Origin of the sequence: Agromyces laixinhei, assembly GCF_006337065.1 — a bacterium.
Classification (GTDB): Bacteria; Actinomycetota; Actinomycetes; order Actinomycetales; family Microbacteriaceae; genus Agromyces; species Agromyces laixinhei.
Genome location: NZ_CP040872.1, coordinates 660,731 through 674,838, shown reverse-complemented (window position 1 = coordinate 674,838; position 14,108 = coordinate 660,731). Strand labels below are relative to the sequence as shown.

At 69.1% G+C, this 14,108-nt stretch carries 15 protein-coding genes; 7 read left to right on the top strand and 8 right to left on the bottom strand.

The window, feature by feature from the left end; genetic code table 11:
• The first annotated feature begins 39 nt into the window (after positions 1-39).
• Positions 40-606, top strand: a complete 567-nt coding sequence (locus tag FHG54_RS03180; RefSeq protein WP_139415981.1) for a GrpB family protein — start codon at positions 40-42, stop codon at positions 604-606.
• Here the strand turns inward: FHG54_RS03180 and FHG54_RS03175 are convergent.
• From FHG54_RS03175 to FHG54_RS03145, 7 genes are all read right to left on the bottom strand, one after another.
• A complete protein-coding gene (locus FHG54_RS03175; RefSeq protein WP_233437853.1) occupies positions 572-1,918 on the bottom strand; it encodes an FtsX-like permease family protein in 1,347 nt (448 codons plus the stop codon). The genes FHG54_RS03180 and FHG54_RS03175 overlap by 35 nt on opposite strands.
• Before the next feature lie 65 nt (positions 1,919-1,983).
• Positions 1,984-2,685, bottom strand: a complete 702-nt coding sequence (locus tag FHG54_RS03170; RefSeq protein ID WP_139415980.1) for an ABC transporter ATP-binding protein — start codon at positions 2,683-2,685, stop codon at positions 1,984-1,986.
• 152 nt (positions 2,686-2,837) lie between these two features.
• The gene (locus tag FHG54_RS03165) at positions 2,838-3,605 is read right to left on the bottom strand and encodes a hypothetical protein (RefSeq protein ID WP_139415978.1); all 768 of its coding nucleotides are present in this window, start codon (positions 3,603-3,605) and stop codon (positions 2,838-2,840) included.
• Positions 3,602-4,510 (bottom strand): ABC transporter ATP-binding protein, encoded by a 909-nt coding sequence (locus FHG54_RS03160; RefSeq protein WP_139415976.1) that lies wholly within the window; start codon positions 4,508-4,510, stop codon positions 3,602-3,604. Before FHG54_RS03160 ends, FHG54_RS03165 begins: the two co-directional genes overlap by 4 nt.
• Complete coding sequence (locus FHG54_RS03155; RefSeq protein ID WP_139415974.1) at positions 4,507-4,866, bottom strand: GntR family transcriptional regulator; 360 nt, start codon at positions 4,864-4,866, stop codon at positions 4,507-4,509. Before FHG54_RS03155 ends, FHG54_RS03160 begins: the two co-directional genes overlap by 4 nt.
• Positions 4,867-5,085: 219 nt before the next feature.
• Positions 5,086-6,699, bottom strand: coding sequence for a solute symporter family protein (locus FHG54_RS03150; protein WP_139415972.1), 1,614 nt, complete (start codon positions 6,697-6,699; stop codon positions 5,086-5,088).
• Positions 6,699-7,073 carry a DUF485 domain-containing protein gene (locus tag FHG54_RS03145; protein ID WP_139415970.1) on the bottom strand — a complete coding sequence of 125 codons (375 nt, stop codon included), beginning with the start codon at positions 7,071-7,073 and terminating at the stop codon, positions 6,699-6,701. Before FHG54_RS03145 ends, FHG54_RS03150 begins: the two co-directional genes overlap by 1 nt.
• A 221-nt stretch (positions 7,074-7,294) precedes the next feature.
• On the opposite strand from FHG54_RS03145, the gene FHG54_RS03140 reads away from it, so the two are divergent.
• Genes FHG54_RS03140 through FHG54_RS03125 form a run of 4 tightly spaced genes read left to right on the top strand, consistent with a single transcriptional unit; the run spans position 7,295 to position 11,115 of the window.
• Positions 7,295-8,524, top strand: a complete 1,230-nt coding sequence (locus FHG54_RS03140; RefSeq protein WP_139415969.1) for a sensor histidine kinase — start codon at positions 7,295-7,297, stop codon at positions 8,522-8,524.
• The gene (locus tag FHG54_RS03135) at positions 8,521-9,261 is read left to right on the top strand and encodes a LytR/AlgR family response regulator transcription factor (protein WP_139415967.1); all 741 of its coding nucleotides are present in this window, start codon (positions 8,521-8,523) and stop codon (positions 9,259-9,261) included. The genes FHG54_RS03140 and FHG54_RS03135 overlap by 4 nt, the downstream gene beginning before the upstream one ends.
• A gap of 1 nt (position 9,262) precedes the next feature.
• Positions 9,263-9,658: a DUF485 domain-containing protein gene (locus FHG54_RS03130; RefSeq protein ID WP_139415966.1), complete on the top strand. Its 396-nt coding sequence runs from the start codon at positions 9,263-9,265 to the stop codon at positions 9,656-9,658.
• A complete protein-coding gene (locus tag FHG54_RS03125; protein WP_139415964.1) occupies positions 9,655-11,115 on the top strand; it encodes a sodium/solute symporter in 1,461 nt (486 codons plus the stop codon). The genes FHG54_RS03130 and FHG54_RS03125 overlap by 4 nt, the downstream gene beginning before the upstream one ends.
• Here FHG54_RS03125 and FHG54_RS03120 read toward each other — a convergent pair.
• The gene (locus FHG54_RS03120; protein WP_139415961.1) at positions 11,084-11,737 is read right to left on the bottom strand and encodes a GNAT family N-acetyltransferase; all 654 of its coding nucleotides are present in this window, start codon (positions 11,735-11,737) and stop codon (positions 11,084-11,086) included. The genes FHG54_RS03125 and FHG54_RS03120 overlap by 32 nt on opposite strands.
• Before the next feature lie 143 nt (positions 11,738-11,880).
• On the opposite strand from FHG54_RS03120, the gene FHG54_RS03115 reads away from it, so the two are divergent.
• Together FHG54_RS03115 and FHG54_RS03110 are read left to right on the top strand one after the other, a co-directional pair.
• Positions 11,881-12,099 (top strand): Rv0909 family putative TA system antitoxin, encoded by a 219-nt coding sequence (locus FHG54_RS03115; RefSeq protein WP_139415958.1) that lies wholly within the window; start codon positions 11,881-11,883, stop codon positions 12,097-12,099.
• Positions 12,100-12,235: 136 nt separating this feature from the next.
• A complete protein-coding gene (locus FHG54_RS03110; protein WP_139415956.1) occupies positions 12,236-14,104 on the top strand; it encodes an alkyl/aryl-sulfatase in 1,869 nt (622 codons plus the stop codon).
• The last annotated feature ends 4 nt before the right edge of the window (positions 14,105-14,108 follow it).

Genomic DNA, 14,108 nt, shown 5'->3' with positions numbered 1-14,108 from the left:
CTTCCATCCGCACGGCTCGGTCGCTGCGAGGATGTTCACGTGGAGAGGAATCGCAAGCCGCGCCGTCCAGACGTCACGTCGGTCGAGCTCGTCGGGGGTCCTGAGAGGCTCGAGCTCGAGCTGCACAGCCATGACGATGGATGGGCAGGTATCTTCCTCGATCACCGACGGCGAATCCGTGATGCCCTCACCGGCGTGCACATCGAGGTCGAACACATCGGTTCCACCGCGGTGCCCGGGCTGGCAGCCAAGCCGATCATCGACATCGTGATCGCCGTGGACGACATCACGGCCGAGGAAGACTACCTCGACCCGCTCCTGGCAGTCGGGTACGAGTTGCGTGTCCGAGAACCGAGGCACCGTCTCGTACGCACTCCGGAACGCGATGTCCACGTGCACGTGTATGAACGCGACGATCCCGCCATCGACGACTATCTCCTTCTTCGCGATCACTTGCGTCGCAACGCAGTCGACCGCGCCCTCTACGAGAGCACGAAGAGAACCCTGCTCGACCGGCCGTGGGACGACATGAACGACTATGCCGACGCCAAGACCGATGTCATCCTCGCTATCACGGCGCGAGCACGAGCATCTCGCGGACTCTGACGGTGTGGGCGGGCGCGACAGAGGATCGCCTCATGCGGGTCACCGGCGCGCGGGGCGGCGGGTCACGGGCCTGACGCCGCCCGCCCGGAGCATCGGCTTCGTCGCGAGCAGGCCGAGCCACACGACGCCGATGCCGCCGGCGAGCACCCCCGCGATGACCGCGAGCGAGAGCGGCGCGACGATGATCGCGGCGCCCGTGAGCGGCAGCATCACGACGGCGGCCGTCACCGCCGAGCCGATCGCCGTGATGCGCAACGGCGACATGACCGCGCGGCGCGGCGGCGTCCATCGTCGAGGTCGGCATGCCGAGCATGTCGAGCGAGCGGTACAGCTCGCCGCGATCGAGGATGCCCGCGGCCTGGTTCACCCCGACCGAGCAGGCGACCATGAGGAAGGAGCCGACCACGGTGATGAGGATGCCGGTGCGGATGTCGGCGAAGAGCTGTTGCGACTCGAGGTCACCGGTCTCGCCGAAGGAGCCGAGCAGGGCGATGCCGGTGCCCGCGAACACGGCCATGAAGCTCGTCATCGCGACGCCCGAGACCTGGCGCCAGGCCGCCTTCGGCGCTTCGAGCACGGCGCGCGCGGCGAGCAGCCGGGCGGGCGTCTTCGCACGTCGAGCCTGCGACGCCGCGACGAGGCGGATGACCCACGGCCCGATGAGGTTCAGCACCGCGATGGTGCCGCCGAACGCGACGCCGAGCATTGCGATGATGACGAGCACCGACCCGGCCACCTGCAGCGCCGCCATCATGAGGAACGCGATCGCGATGACCGCGGCGCCGATCACGATGCGCAGCCAGTGCAGCTTCGGGGCATCCTGTTTCGTGCGCACGCCGAGCGGCGAGATGACGACCCGGCGAAGGCCGAGCACGGCGCTGACCGCGGCGAGCAGCACGACACCGCCGAACACTGCGGCGAGCGCGGGCATGGAGAGCAGCACGCCGTCGAGGCCGAGCGCCTCGCCCCGGAACGGGATGAGCGCGAGGAGCGGCACGAGCACGAAGTACAGCGCGACCCCCGCGAGCGAACCGGCCACGGCGAGCGCGACCGACTCGAGCACGGCGAGCGCCGACACCGTCGCCGGGGTCGCCCCGAGCAGCCGCAGGGTCGCGAGCCGATCGTCGCGCCGTCGGGCGGAGAGGCGAGCCGCCGCACCGCCGAGCGAGGCGAGCGGCACCACGAGCAGCACGAGGGCGACGACCGCGAGCGCCTGGTAGGTGACGCCGATGTCATCGGTCCACGTCCAGAACGACTGGGCGCCGCCGAGCACGGCGAGCAGCAGCGCCGTGACGATCGCGAATGCGGTCACCGGCAAGACGCTCGCCGCAACCCCGGAGGTGCCGGGCCGGGCGAACAACCACGCGACGCGGGCGATCACGCGACGGCTCCGGGCACGCGCTCACCGGTGATGCGGCCGTCTCGCATGTCGACGATGCGGGAGCACCGCCCCGCGACCTCCGCGTCGTGCGTGACGAGCACGAGCGTGCGCCCCTGACCGGTGGTCGAGTCGAGGAGCGCCTGCATGACCTCGGCCGAGGTGACCGAGTCGAGCGCACCGGTCGGCTCGTCGGCGAAGACGACGGATGCCCCGGTGACCTGCGCCCGAGCGATCGCGACGCGTTGCGCCTGGCCGCCCGAGAGCTGCCCGATGCGGCGGTCCTCCATGCCGGCGAGGCCGAGGGCCGCGAGCCAGCCGCGCCCGTACTCCTCGGCGCGGGCGCGCGGCATGCCGTTCAGCATGAGGGCGAGCGCGACGTTCTCGACCGCGGTGAGCTCCGGAATCAGGAGCCCCTGCTGGAAGACGAAACCGTACGCCTCCCGGCGCAGCCGCGAACGCTCGCGCTCGCCGAGCGCGGTGACCTCGACCCGGCCGGCACCGGATTGCAAGCCGACCGTGCCGGCGTCGGGGCGGGTGATGCCCGCGAGACAGTGCAGCAGCGTCGTCTTGCCCGAGCCCGAGGCGCCCATGATGGCGACCGCCTCCCCGGTGCGCACATGGAGGTCGACGCCGGCGAGCGCGTGCGACTGACCGAACGACTTGCTGAGGCCGGATGCCTCGATCACGAAGGTACTCATACCCTCGAGCCTGCCGGGGCGGGCGTCGGCGGCGCGTCGGGCTCGAGTCGCATGATGGCACGGCATCCGTCATCCTCGCGGATGACGTGCAACGAGTGCGGCGCGGCATCCAGTCCCCACCGGATGCCGCGCCGCGGCCTTGAGAGTCGTGATCAGCGGGGTGTCGCCCGCCGGATCACGAAGTACCCGACGATCGCGAAGAACGCCGCGATCCCGAGGATCAGCGTGAACCCTCCCACGATGCCGATGCTCATGAGCCACTCGAAGATGGCCGGCCAGCTCTCGGTGAACGTCGCGATGGCCACCGCGGCGAGCACCAGGGCGGCCGTGCTGAAGACGAGCACCAGCATGCCGCGCATCCGCCACCGCAGGTACACGGTGGTGATGCTCGCACCGATGAACAGCACCAGGAGTTGCATCGCCAAGGTCGTGTAGAAGTCGACGATCCAGCCGCTCTGCCCGTACCAGAGGGCGTCGAACATCGAGATGCCGATTCCCCAGCCGTTCGTCAGCTTCTCGACCTGCACGAGCGTGGCGATGGCGATGGCGTTCAGCAGCGCGACGATCCCGAACATCAGGCTCGTTCCGAGCCAGAAGTCCCGGCGCGTGGCGCCGAATCCCAGGGCGAACGAGAGCGTCATGCCGACGGACTGCACGCCCACGACGGCGAGATACCACTGGGGCGACAGCACCGCCCAGCTGTAGCGCATGCCCTCGGTCATTTCCGGCCCGGCGCCGCCGGCTCCGTGGGCGATGATCCCGACGACCATCGACACCAGCCATGCGAAGCCGATGATGATCCACGGAATGCCGAAGAACACCGAGGGCGTCACGGCGTGCAGTCGAACGACGCGCCAGACCTCGCTGAATCGCGAGCGCGGCTCAGTGCGGACGACCTGTTGTTCCATGACGGCGGTCATGCCGCAACCTCCTGTTCGGTCGGATCGGCCCGAAGGTCGGTGCCGGTCATGTGGACGATGAGCTGCTGGAGCGAGACCGGCGCGATCTCGAGTCCGAGTTCTGCGGCCTTGACGCGGTCGGCCTGGTCCAGTCGCTCATCGATGGTGACGGATGCCAGTCCGCCGATGCCCTCGCGGCCGATCACCGGCCGGTCGGCGACGAACGACTCGACGGCCGCGCGCCCTCCCGCAACTGTGGTGGCCGAGCCGCGCACCTCGTCGGCGTCGCGGTCGAGCAGGATGCGCCCCTCATCGATGACGATGAGGTGCTCGAGCAGGTTCGCGACCTCGTCGATCAGGTGCGTCGAGAGCACGATGGTGCGCGGGTGCTCGGCGTAGTCTTCGAGCAGCCGGTCGTAGAAGATGTGCCGCGCCACCGCGTCGAGGCCGAGGTACGGCTCGTCGAAGAACGTCAGCGGTGCTCGCGAGGCGAGGCCGACGATGACGCCCACCGCCGACAGTTGGCCGCGCGAGAGCTTCTTGATGTTGCGCTTGAGCGGGAGCCGGAAGTCGTGCACCAATCGCTCGGCGAACTCGGCGTCCCAGTTCTCGAAGAACCACGGCGCCGCCTTGAGCACATGCGAGGCGTAGAAGCTGTCGGGGTATCGCTGGGATTCCGCGATGAAGCAGAGCCGGCGCAGCACGTCGGCGTGTTCCGCCGGCGTACGACCGAACACCTCCAGCTCGCCGCCGTTCGGGAAGATCTGGCCGGTGAGCATCTGCATCACGGTGGTCTTGCCGGCGCCGTTGCGGCCGAGCAGCCCGTAGATGCGGTTCTCCTCGAGCGTGAAGTCGATGGCGTCGACGGCCGTGAACGAGCCGTAGCGCTTGGTGAGTCCGCTGGCGCGGACCACGGTGCGGGTCATGAGTGGATCCTTTCCGCGCGGAGAAGCCCCGCGAGTTCTTCGATGTCGATGCCGAGCTTCTCGGCTTCGACGATGAGTGGCCTGATGTACTCGGTGGCGAAGTCGGCCTTGCGACGCTCGATGAGCCGTGCCCGCGCGCCTTGGGTCACGAACATGCCGATCCCCCGTCGCTTCTCCACGATGCCGTCGTCGACAAGGCGGTTCACCCCTTTCAATGCGGTGGCCGGGTTGACCCTGAGGAACGCCGCGAACTCGTTCGTCGACGGAATCTGACCGCCTTCGAGCAGCGCGCCGTCGATGATGTCGTTCTCGACCTGTTCTGCGATCTGGATGAAGATCGGACGTGAATCGTCCATGCCCGCCCTTCTGCCTCGACCGAACCTTGGTTGGTTCATTACTTGTGTAACTAACCAACCATGTTCGTGCGGCGCTGTCAAGCCCTGCGCATGACAACGGCGGATGCCGCAGCGCGTTGCTGCGACATCCGCCGTTGTATCGACGACGCGGCCCGGGCAGGCATTCCCGCCGCGTCGAAGTGAAGCCGGTGGTGGGCCCCCACCCACCACCGGGTCTGCTCAGTGCTGCGTCGCCTTTTCGGCTCCCACGCCGGTCAGCGAGCGCACCTCCATCTCGGACTGCTTGGCAGGGTCCTCCTTGCCCTTGTCGAGGACCGTGCCGAGCCAACCGAGGAAGAACGCCAACGGAATCGAGACGATGCCCGGGTTCGAGAGCGGGAAGATCGCGAAGTCGATGTCCTCCGTCTTCAGCATCGACGTCGTGGATCCCGAGACGACCGGCGAGAAGATGATGAGGATGATCGCCGACGCGAGGCCGCCGTACATGCTCCAGAGGGCGCCTTGCGTGGTGAAGCGTTTCCAGAAGAGCGAGTAGACGATCGTGGGCAGGTTCGCCGATGCGGCGACCGCGAACGCGAGCGCGACGAGGAAGGCGATGTTCTGCCCGTTGGCGCCGATGCCGCCGATGATCGCCACGATGCCGATGACGACCACCGTGCGACGGGCGACCTTCATCTCGGAGCCCGGCGCCGGCTTGCCCTTCTTCACGACGCTCGCGTAGATGTCGTGGGCGAAGGAGGCTGCGGCGGTGATCGTGAGGCCGGCAACGACCGCGAGGATCGTCGCGAACGCGATCGCCGAGATGAGGCCGAGCAGCAGTGGCCCGCCGAGCTCGAACGCGAGCAGCGGAGCCGCCGAGTTCGGGCCGCCCGGGGCCGCGGCGATGACGTCGGCGCCGACGAGGGCCGCCGCGCCGTAGCCGAGCACGAGGGTGAACACGTAGAAGATGCCGATGAGCCAGATCGCCCAGACGACCGACTTCCGGGCTTCCTTGGCGGTGGGCACCGTGTAGAAGCGCATGAGCACGTGCGGCAGGGCCGCCGTGCCGAGCACGAGGGCGAGCCCGAGCGAGAGGAAGTCGACCTTCGCGACCTCGGAGACGCCGTACTTCAGGCCCGGGTTCAGGATCTCGGGGTTGCCGGCCACCGCAACGGCATTGTCGAGCAGGGTGGAGAGGTTGAACCCGTTGATCGCGAGCACCCAGACCGTCATGACGCCGGCGCCCGCGATGAGCAGGATCGCCTTGATGATCTGCACCCACGTGGTGCCCTTCATACCGCCGATGAGCACGTAGAGGATCATCAGGGCGCCCACCACGGTGATGACCAGGGCCTGGCCGAGCTGGTCGCCGACGCCGAGCAGCAACGAGACGAGCCCGCCGGCACCGGCCATCTGCGCGAGCAGGTAGAAGAAGCAGACGACGAGCGTCGTGGTCGCCGCAGCGATGCGCACCGGTTTCTGCTTCAGCCGGAACGAGAGCACGTCGGCCATCGTGAACTTGCCCGTGTTGCGCAGCAGTTCGGCGACCAGCAGCAGTGCCACGAGCCAGGCGACGAGGAAGCCGATCGAGTAGAGGAATCCGTCGTAGCCGTTGATCGCGATCGCACCCACGATGCCGAGGAACGATGCCGCCGAGAGGTAGTCGCCGGCGATGGCCGAACCGTTCTGGCCTCCGGAGAACGAGCGACCCGCGGCGTAGTAGTCGGCCGCGGTCTTGTTGTTGCGGCTCGCTCGGAACACGATGATCATCGTGATCGCGACGAACGCGCCGAAGATGGCGATGTTCAGCCAGGGCTCACCGGGCGACGCGCCCGCGGATTCGAAACGCACCATCAGCGGGTCACCTCCTCGGCGGCGAATGTCGCGCCCGACTCGATCTCATCGCGGATCTCCTCGGCGATGGGATCGAGCCTCCGGTTCGCGTATCGCACGTACCAGGTGGTCACGGCGAACGTCGTCACGACCTGCGCTAGACCGAGCAGGATCGCGATGTTGACGCTGCCGAACACCGGCGTCGACATGAAGTCGTGCGCGTACCCGGCCAGCAGCACATAGGCGAGATACCAGAGCAGACAGGCGGCCAGCACGGGGAAGACGAACTTCCGGTGCCTCGAACGCAGGCGCTGGAACTCTTCGGATTGTTGCACCGCGCGGTAGTCGACGGCCGGCGCCGTCTCGGTCTCCGCGCTCAGGGCGTCGTTGCCCATTGCGTCTCCTTCGGGGGTTGTGGAGCGGCCGGATGCCCGGCCGCTGCCGGATGCAGTGCGCCCACTCTCGCGCGCCGGCGAACCGGCGTGGGGCGGGTACCGTTCGTCGTCGGTGAACGGCGCCCACGGTGCGACGAACGGCGGATGAGCGACGACGACGAACGGGTGACGACGAGCGGGTGACGACGAGCGGCGGGCAGCGACCGGTTACGCTGTCGTGCATGCCCGAGTCGATGCTGCTCGCCGCCGCTCTCGGCGTGGCCGGCGGAGCCCTCGCGGTCGGGATCGTCGTGCTGCTTCGCCGCATCGTGCTGAACTCGAAGGAACTCGGCACCGACGCCGAGCAGGCGACCTACCGGACCCTGCACCTCGCCTCACAGGCGGCGAAGCACTTGCGAGGCGGCATCGACGAGCTCGACGCCGCACGTGCCGGCAAGCACCTTCGGGCGCTGCTCGGCTGCGAGAGCCTCGCGATCGCCGACCGTTCGGGCACGATCGCGATCGACGGCGACGAGGCGATGCGTGCGATCGCCGAGCGACTCTCCGCCGAGGTGCTCGCCGGCGGCCGGCAGCAGGTGCACCGGCGCATCCGGATCGGCACGTCGGAGACGGACGCGGTCGCGGCCCCCATCCTTGCCGGTTCCGGTTCGCTCGGCAGCGCCGGTCCGCTCGGCGCGATCGTCGCCTTCGCCTCACCCGTGCATGCCGGCCTGGTCCGGGCGACGGGCGAGGTCGCCGACTGGGTCGCCGCCCAGGTGGAGCTCGGCGAGCTCGACACCTCGCGCGCGGCACTCGCCGAAGCCGAGGTGCGGGCGCTGCGGGCCCAGATCAGCCCTCATTTCATCTACAACTCGCTGAACGCGATCGCGTCGTTCATCAATACCGACCCGGCGCAGGCGCGTGAACTCGTCCTCGAGTTCGCCGACTTCACCCGCTACTCGTTCCGGCGGCACGGCGACTTCACGACCGTCGCCGAAGAACTCCGCTCGATCGACAGCTACCTTCGCCTCGAGCGCGCCCGCTTCGGCGAGCGCCTGACGGTGACGCTTCGGATCGCACCCGAAGTGCTTTCGACCGTGGTGCCCTTCCTCTCGATCCAGCCACTCGTCGAGAACGCCGCCCGGCACGGTCTCGAGTCGAAGGAGAGCGGCGGGCGCATCACGATCGCGGCCGTCGACGCCGGTGCGTTCGCCGAGATCAGCGTCGAGGACGACGGCGTCGGCATCGACCCCGGCGTGCTCGCCGGCGTGTTCGCGGGCGGCCCGGCGAGCGGCGAGCACGTGGGCCTGCGCAATGTCGACGCGCGCCTCCGCCAGGTCTACGGCGACGATCTCGGCCTCGTGGTCGAGACCAACATCGGCGCGGGAACGCTCGTGCGAATGCGGGTGCCGAAGGCCGGGCCGCGACGGCCCCTGGCGGCACAGGCCCTCGATGGGAGACTGGAACAGTGATCTCCGTGCTCATCGCCGACGACGAGCAACCGGCGATCGACGAACTCGCCTTCCTGCTCGGGCAGGATCCGCGTATCGGCATGATCCATCAGGCGCGCTCGGGGGCAGAGGCGATCCGGCTGCTCACGCGGGAGCCGGTCGAGGCCGCGTTCCTCGACATCCACATGCCGGGCCTCACGGGTTTCGATCTCGCACGGGCGCTCGCCCGGTTCGAGCACCGCCCGGTACTCGTCTTCGTCACCGCCGACGAAGAGGGGGCCCTCGAGGCCTTCGACCTCGCCGCGGTCGACTACCTGTTGAAGCCCGTGCGCACCGAACGGCTCAGCCGCTCGGTCGGTCGCATCGCCGAGGCACTGAAGGCGGGGGCCGCCAGCCAGACCGCCGCCGGGCAGCCCGCCGAGATGATCGCCGTCACCCTCGGCGGCACGACCCGGATGATCCGCCGGGACGACGTGCGTTACGTGCAGGCGCAGGGCGACTACGCACGACTGCACACCGAGGAGGCGAGCTACCTCGTGCGGGTGCCGATGAGCGACCTCGAACGCCAATGGGCCGACGCCGGCTTCGCGCGCGTGCACCGTTCGTACCTCGTGTCGCTCGCGCACGTGAGCCGCATCAGGCTCGGCTCCGACCACCCGAGCGTCACCGTCGGTCAGGCCGAATTGCCCGTGAGCCGGCGGCTGCTGCCCGCCCTCCGCGAACGACTCGACCAAGCGATCATCCGTCCGAGGACGTGACGTGGCCGATTCGTCGAGCGGGCGAGCGGATGCCCCGCCGCCCCGGGTGCGCGTCACCGCTCCGCGGCCGGGTGCCGCAGGGGCATCCGCTCGCACGCGGCAGGCGCGGGGCGGGCCGACGAGCGACATCGCCGGTGTCTACGTGCGTTCACTGATCCGTTCACAACTGCGACTCGCGATCGTCTTCTCCGCCGGTTTCGCGGCGGCGACGGCGCTCTTCGCGCTCGCCATCGCGCTCGTGCCGGCGCTCGGTTCGACCTTCGTGTTCGGGGTACCGGCCTCGTGGCTGCTGCTCGCGGTCGGCATCTACCCGCTCACGCTGACGATAGCCGGGCTCTACGTGCGCGCCGCTTCGCGAAACGAGGCGCGCTACCGCTCACTGACGGAGGCTGAGTGAACCCCGTCGTCGGCTACATCGCGATCGCCGCCGTCGCGCTCGCGTCGGCGCTGATCGGTTTCTACGGGCTGCGAGTCTCGCGCACGACGAGCGACTTCTACGTCGCCTCGCGCACCGTGCGACCGTGGTGGAACGCCTCGGCGATCGGCGGCGAATACCTCTCGGCCGCGTCGTTCCTCGGCATCGCCGGTCTCATCCTGCTGCAGGGCGCAGGCGGGTTGTGGTTCCCGATCGGCTACACGGCCGGGTACCTCATGCTCCTGCTCTTCGTCGCGGCGCCCTTGAGGCGCTCGGGCGCCTACACGATCCCCGACTTCACCGAGGCTCGCCTCGAATCGACCTGGGCCCGGCGCGTGACCTCGACGCTCGTGATCGTCATCGGCTGGTTCTACATCGTGCCGCAGCTGCAGGGCGCAGCGCTCACCGTACGCATCACGACGGGGTTGCCGTCATGGGCCGGAGCGGTGGCGGTCGCGGTGCTCGTCGCGGTCATCGTCGCGGCGGGCGGCATGCGCTCGATCACCTTCGTGCAGGCCTTCCAGTTCTGGCTGAAGCTCACCGCGCTCGCCGTGCCCGTCGTCGCGCTCCTGCTCATCACCGGCGGCGGCGAGCCGCCGGCGCAGCTCACGCCGGCGGAGGCGTTCCCGCCGGCGGCAGGCCCGGCGGACCTCGAGATCTACCGCACGGTCTCGCTCATGGTGGCGCTGCTCCTCGGCACCCTGGGGCTGCCGCACGTGCTCGTGCGGTTCTACACGAACCCCGATGGCGTCGCCGCCCGTCGCACGACCGTCATCGTGCTCGCCCTGCTCTCGGTGTTCTACCTCTTCCCGACGGCCTTCGGCCTCCTCGGGCGAGCATTCGCGCCCGACCTCGCGGGCGAGGCCGATGCGCTCGTTCTGCTACTGCCCAGTCGCCTCGTGCCGGGCGTCGGGGGCGAACTGCTCACCGCTCTCGTCATCGCGGGCGCGTTCGGAGCCTTCCTCTCGACCTCGTCGGGTCTCGTCATCTCGCTTGCCGGCGTGATCAGTCAGGACCTCCTCGGCGGCAGCGTGCGAGGCTTCCGCATCGCGGCCATCGCCTCGTCGCTCATCCCACTGCTCGTGGCACTCTCGACGGAGTCGACCGGCCTCGCGGGCAGTGTCGGCCTCGTCTTCGCCTTCACGGCATCGACCCTCTGCCCCATGCTGATCCTCGGCATCTGGTGGCGCGGCCTCACGGCGAGAGGCGCGGTCGCGGGCATGCTCACGGGCGCGCTGCTCTCGGGCGGTGCCATCCTCGGCGGCCCGCTGATCTCTGCCGCCGCGCCCGCCCTCGGCCCGCTCCTCGAACAGCCGGCGGCCTGGACCGTACCGATCGCCGTGCTCGTGACAGTGCTCGTCTCTCGAGCGAATACCCGCGGCATCCCACGCGGCGCCGACGCCTTCCTCACTCGACTCCACGTTCCCGAGGGCGGCTGACCGGCCGTTCGCCCGCCGCGACGAGTCGCGCCTCGAGACCCGCCCGCACCGCCGGCCACTCGTCGATGACGATCGAGTACAACGCGCTGTCGCGCCAGCTGCCGTCGGCCCGCCGCTTGTGACGGCGCAGCACTCCTTCGAACGCGGCGCCGAGCTTCTCGATCGCAGCGCGCGACCGCGCATTGATCGCGTCGGCCTGGATCTTCACCCGCCCGAAGCCGTGACGAAACGCGAGGTCGAGCAGCAGCAGCTTCGTCTCGGGGTTCACCGCGGTGCCCCAGACCCCAGGATCGTACGCCGTCCACCCGATGTGCGCCGACTCCTCCGGCAGGTCGAGGTCGCCGAGCTTCGTGGCGCCGACCACGAGGCCGTCGTCGGCGCCGCCGTGCAGGCGCACCGTCCACGGCATCGCCGCATCGCCGGCCGAGTAGTACGACCGCGCGAACGCATCGAACGCCTCGGCGTCGGCGGGCAGCCCGGCCGGGCCGCCGCCGTAGCCGCCCGCGAAGACCTCTGGCCGGCAGAGCGCCCGGTGCAACTCCGGGATGTCGGCGGCATCGAACGGGCTGAGACGGATGAATCGACCGACGAGTTCGTCGGCGGCAGGGCGCTGCGCGGTCATCGTTCGAGTGTGCCACGCTCCGGTGACGCCGGAGTGACCGGTCGACGACGAGTCGGGGCGGGCGCCGCCGACCTCTTCCGGCGGACCGGCGTGCCCCATACGATGACGGGAGCACGACCACTCGAAACGAAAGGCGGGGGCCCATGAGTTCACTCGACGACATCACGAAGAAGGCACAGGACTTCATCGAGGACAACCAGGACAAGATCACCGAGGTGCTCAACAGCGAGCAGGCCGAAGACATCAGCGACAAGGTGCTCGACGGCGTCGCCGACGCGGCCAAGAAGGTCGCCGGCGACCACGCCGACAAGATCGACGCGGTTCGCGACAACATCGACGGGGCCATCGGCACCGAGAAGTAGTCGAACGGCACGAATGGGGGCGGATGCTGCGGCATCCGCCCCTTCGACGTCCCGCATGATCGCCGACTCTTGCGCACTCCCCGCCGGGCTGCAACGATGACGCTCGGCGGAGGTCGCCGATGAAGGGGGTTCATCAATGGATCACAAGCCGGCCTCGGAGAAGATCCGGGCACAGCAGGCAGCGGCGCTGGAGCAGTTGCCGTTCGACGACACACGTGACTTCGATGACGCCGACCGCGGCTTCGTCGCGGCACTCGAGCCGGGTGTGGTGCGCGGCACCGCGGGCGAGGTCGTGTGGGACAACGACAGCTACGCCTTCCTCGCGGACGAAGCGCCTGCGACGGTGCATCCGAGCCTCTGGCGGCAGTCGCAGCTCGTGGCCCGGCAGGGACTCTACGAGGTCGTCGAAGGCATCTACCAGCTTCGCGGCCTCGACCTCTCGAACATGACGATCGTCGAGGGTGACACCGGCGTCATCGTGATCGACCCGCTGATCTCTGCCGAGACCGCTGCCGCAGCCATCGCCCTCTACCGCGCCAACCGCGGCGACCGCAAGGTCGTCGCCGTCATCCACACCCACTCCCATGTCGACCATTTCGGCGGGATCTTCGGAGTCACGTCGCAGTCGGAGGTGGATGCCGGAAGGGTGCAGGTCATCGCCCCGGAGGGCTTCGTCGAACACGCCGTCGCAGAGAACGTCTACGCCGGAACGGCGATGGCGAGGCGCGCCGGCTACATGTACGGTGCCGCACTCGTTCGTGGGCCGCAGGGGGCCGTGGGCGCCGGCCTCGGCCAGACCACGTCGACCGGCGAGGTGGGCATGATCGTGCCGACCCTCGAGATCTCGACGACCGGTGAGACGCACACGATCGACGGCGTCGAGATCGAGTTCCAGATGGCGCCGGGCACTGAAGCCCCGTCGGAGATGCACTTCTACTTCCCGCGCTATCGCGCACTCTGCATGGCCGAGAATGCCACTCACAACCTGCACAACCTGCTGACCCTGCGCGGTGCGGTCGTGCGGGATCCGCACGTGTGGTCGCAGTACCTCACCGAGGCGATCACCCGGTTCGCCGACCGCACCGATGCCGTCTTCGCCTCGCACCACTGGCCGACCTGGGGGCGCGAGAACATCGTCGAGTTCCTCTCGACACAACGCGACCTCTACGCCTACCTGCACGACCAGACCCTGCGACTCGTGAACCGCGGCTACACCGGAGCGGAGGCGGCCGAGATCTTCGAGTTGCCACCCGCTCTCGAACGAGCTTGGAACGCGCGCGGCTACTACGGCTCGGTCAGCCACAACGTCAAGGCGATCGTGCAGCGCTACCTCGGATGGTTCGACGGCAACCCCGCTCGGCTCTGGCCGCACCCACCGGCCGAACTCGCCGCGCGCTATGTCGATGCGATGGGCGGCATCGATCGGGTGGTCGAGGTCGCGCGGGCCGCATTCGATGTCGGCGATTACCGCTGGGCAGCGACGCTGCTCGACCATGCCGTCTTCGTCGACGAGCACAACGCCGCCGCCCGGGCTCTGTACGCCGACACGCTCGAACAGCTCGGCTACGGCTCGGAGAACGGCACCTGGCGGAACTTCTTCCTCTCAGGCGCGACCGAGCTGCGGGTCGGCAACTTCGGCACGCCGACGAAGACCGCCGCCCCGTCGATGCTCGCCCAACTCAGCCCGGAGCAGTTACTCGACGCCATCGCGATCAAGGTCGACGGCCCGAAGGCATGGAACCTCGACCTGTCGTTCGCGATCGAACTGACCGACCTCGATCGGCGGTTCCGGGTGACGCTCCGCAACGGCGTGCTGATCTACCTCGAGAACGGCGCCGGCGATGTCGAGCTGACCCTCGGTCTCTCGAAGCCGCGGCTGCTCGCCCTGCTCGGCGGTGACGCCACGTCGGCCGGCATCGAGACCGACGGCGACCCATCAGTGCTCGAGCGACTGCTCGAGGTCATCGATCCGGGCGACGAGTCCTTCGACATCGTCACACCGTAAGCGC

Bases quoted from the DNA above. Each gene is read 5' to 3' on its own strand.
- FHG54_RS03140 (WP_139415969.1), top strand. From the start codon at position 7,295: ATGCCCGAGTCGATGCTGCTCGCCGCCGCTCTCGGCGTGGCCGGCGGA.
- FHG54_RS03160 (WP_139415976.1), bottom strand. From the start codon at position 4,510: ATGACCCGCACCGTGGTCCGCGCCAGCGGACTCACCAAGCGCTACGGC.
- FHG54_RS03110 (WP_139415956.1), top strand. From the start codon at position 12,236: ATGGATCACAAGCCGGCCTCGGAGAAGATCCGGGCACAGCAGGCAGCG.
- FHG54_RS03170 (WP_139415980.1), bottom strand. From the start codon at position 2,685: ATGAGTACCTTCGTGATCGAGGCATCCGGCCTCAGCAAGTCGTTCGGT.
- FHG54_RS03165 (WP_139415978.1), bottom strand. From the start codon at position 3,605: ATGACCGCCGTCATGGAACAACAGGTCGTCCGCACTGAGCCGCGCTCG.
- FHG54_RS03115 (WP_139415958.1), top strand. From the start codon at position 11,881: ATGAGTTCACTCGACGACATCACGAAGAAGGCACAGGACTTCATCGAG.
- FHG54_RS03155 (WP_139415974.1), bottom strand. From the start codon at position 4,866: ATGGACGATTCACGTCCGATCTTCATCCAGATCGCAGAACAGGTCGAG.
- FHG54_RS03145 (WP_139415970.1), bottom strand. From the start codon at position 7,073: ATGGGCAACGACGCCCTGAGCGCGGAGACCGAGACGGCGCCGGCCGTC.
- FHG54_RS03150 (WP_139415972.1), bottom strand. From the start codon at position 6,699: ATGGTGCGTTTCGAATCCGCGGGCGCGTCGCCCGGTGAGCCCTGGCTG.
- FHG54_RS03120 (WP_139415961.1), bottom strand. From the start codon at position 11,737: ATGACCGCGCAGCGCCCTGCCGCCGACGAACTCGTCGGTCGATTCATC.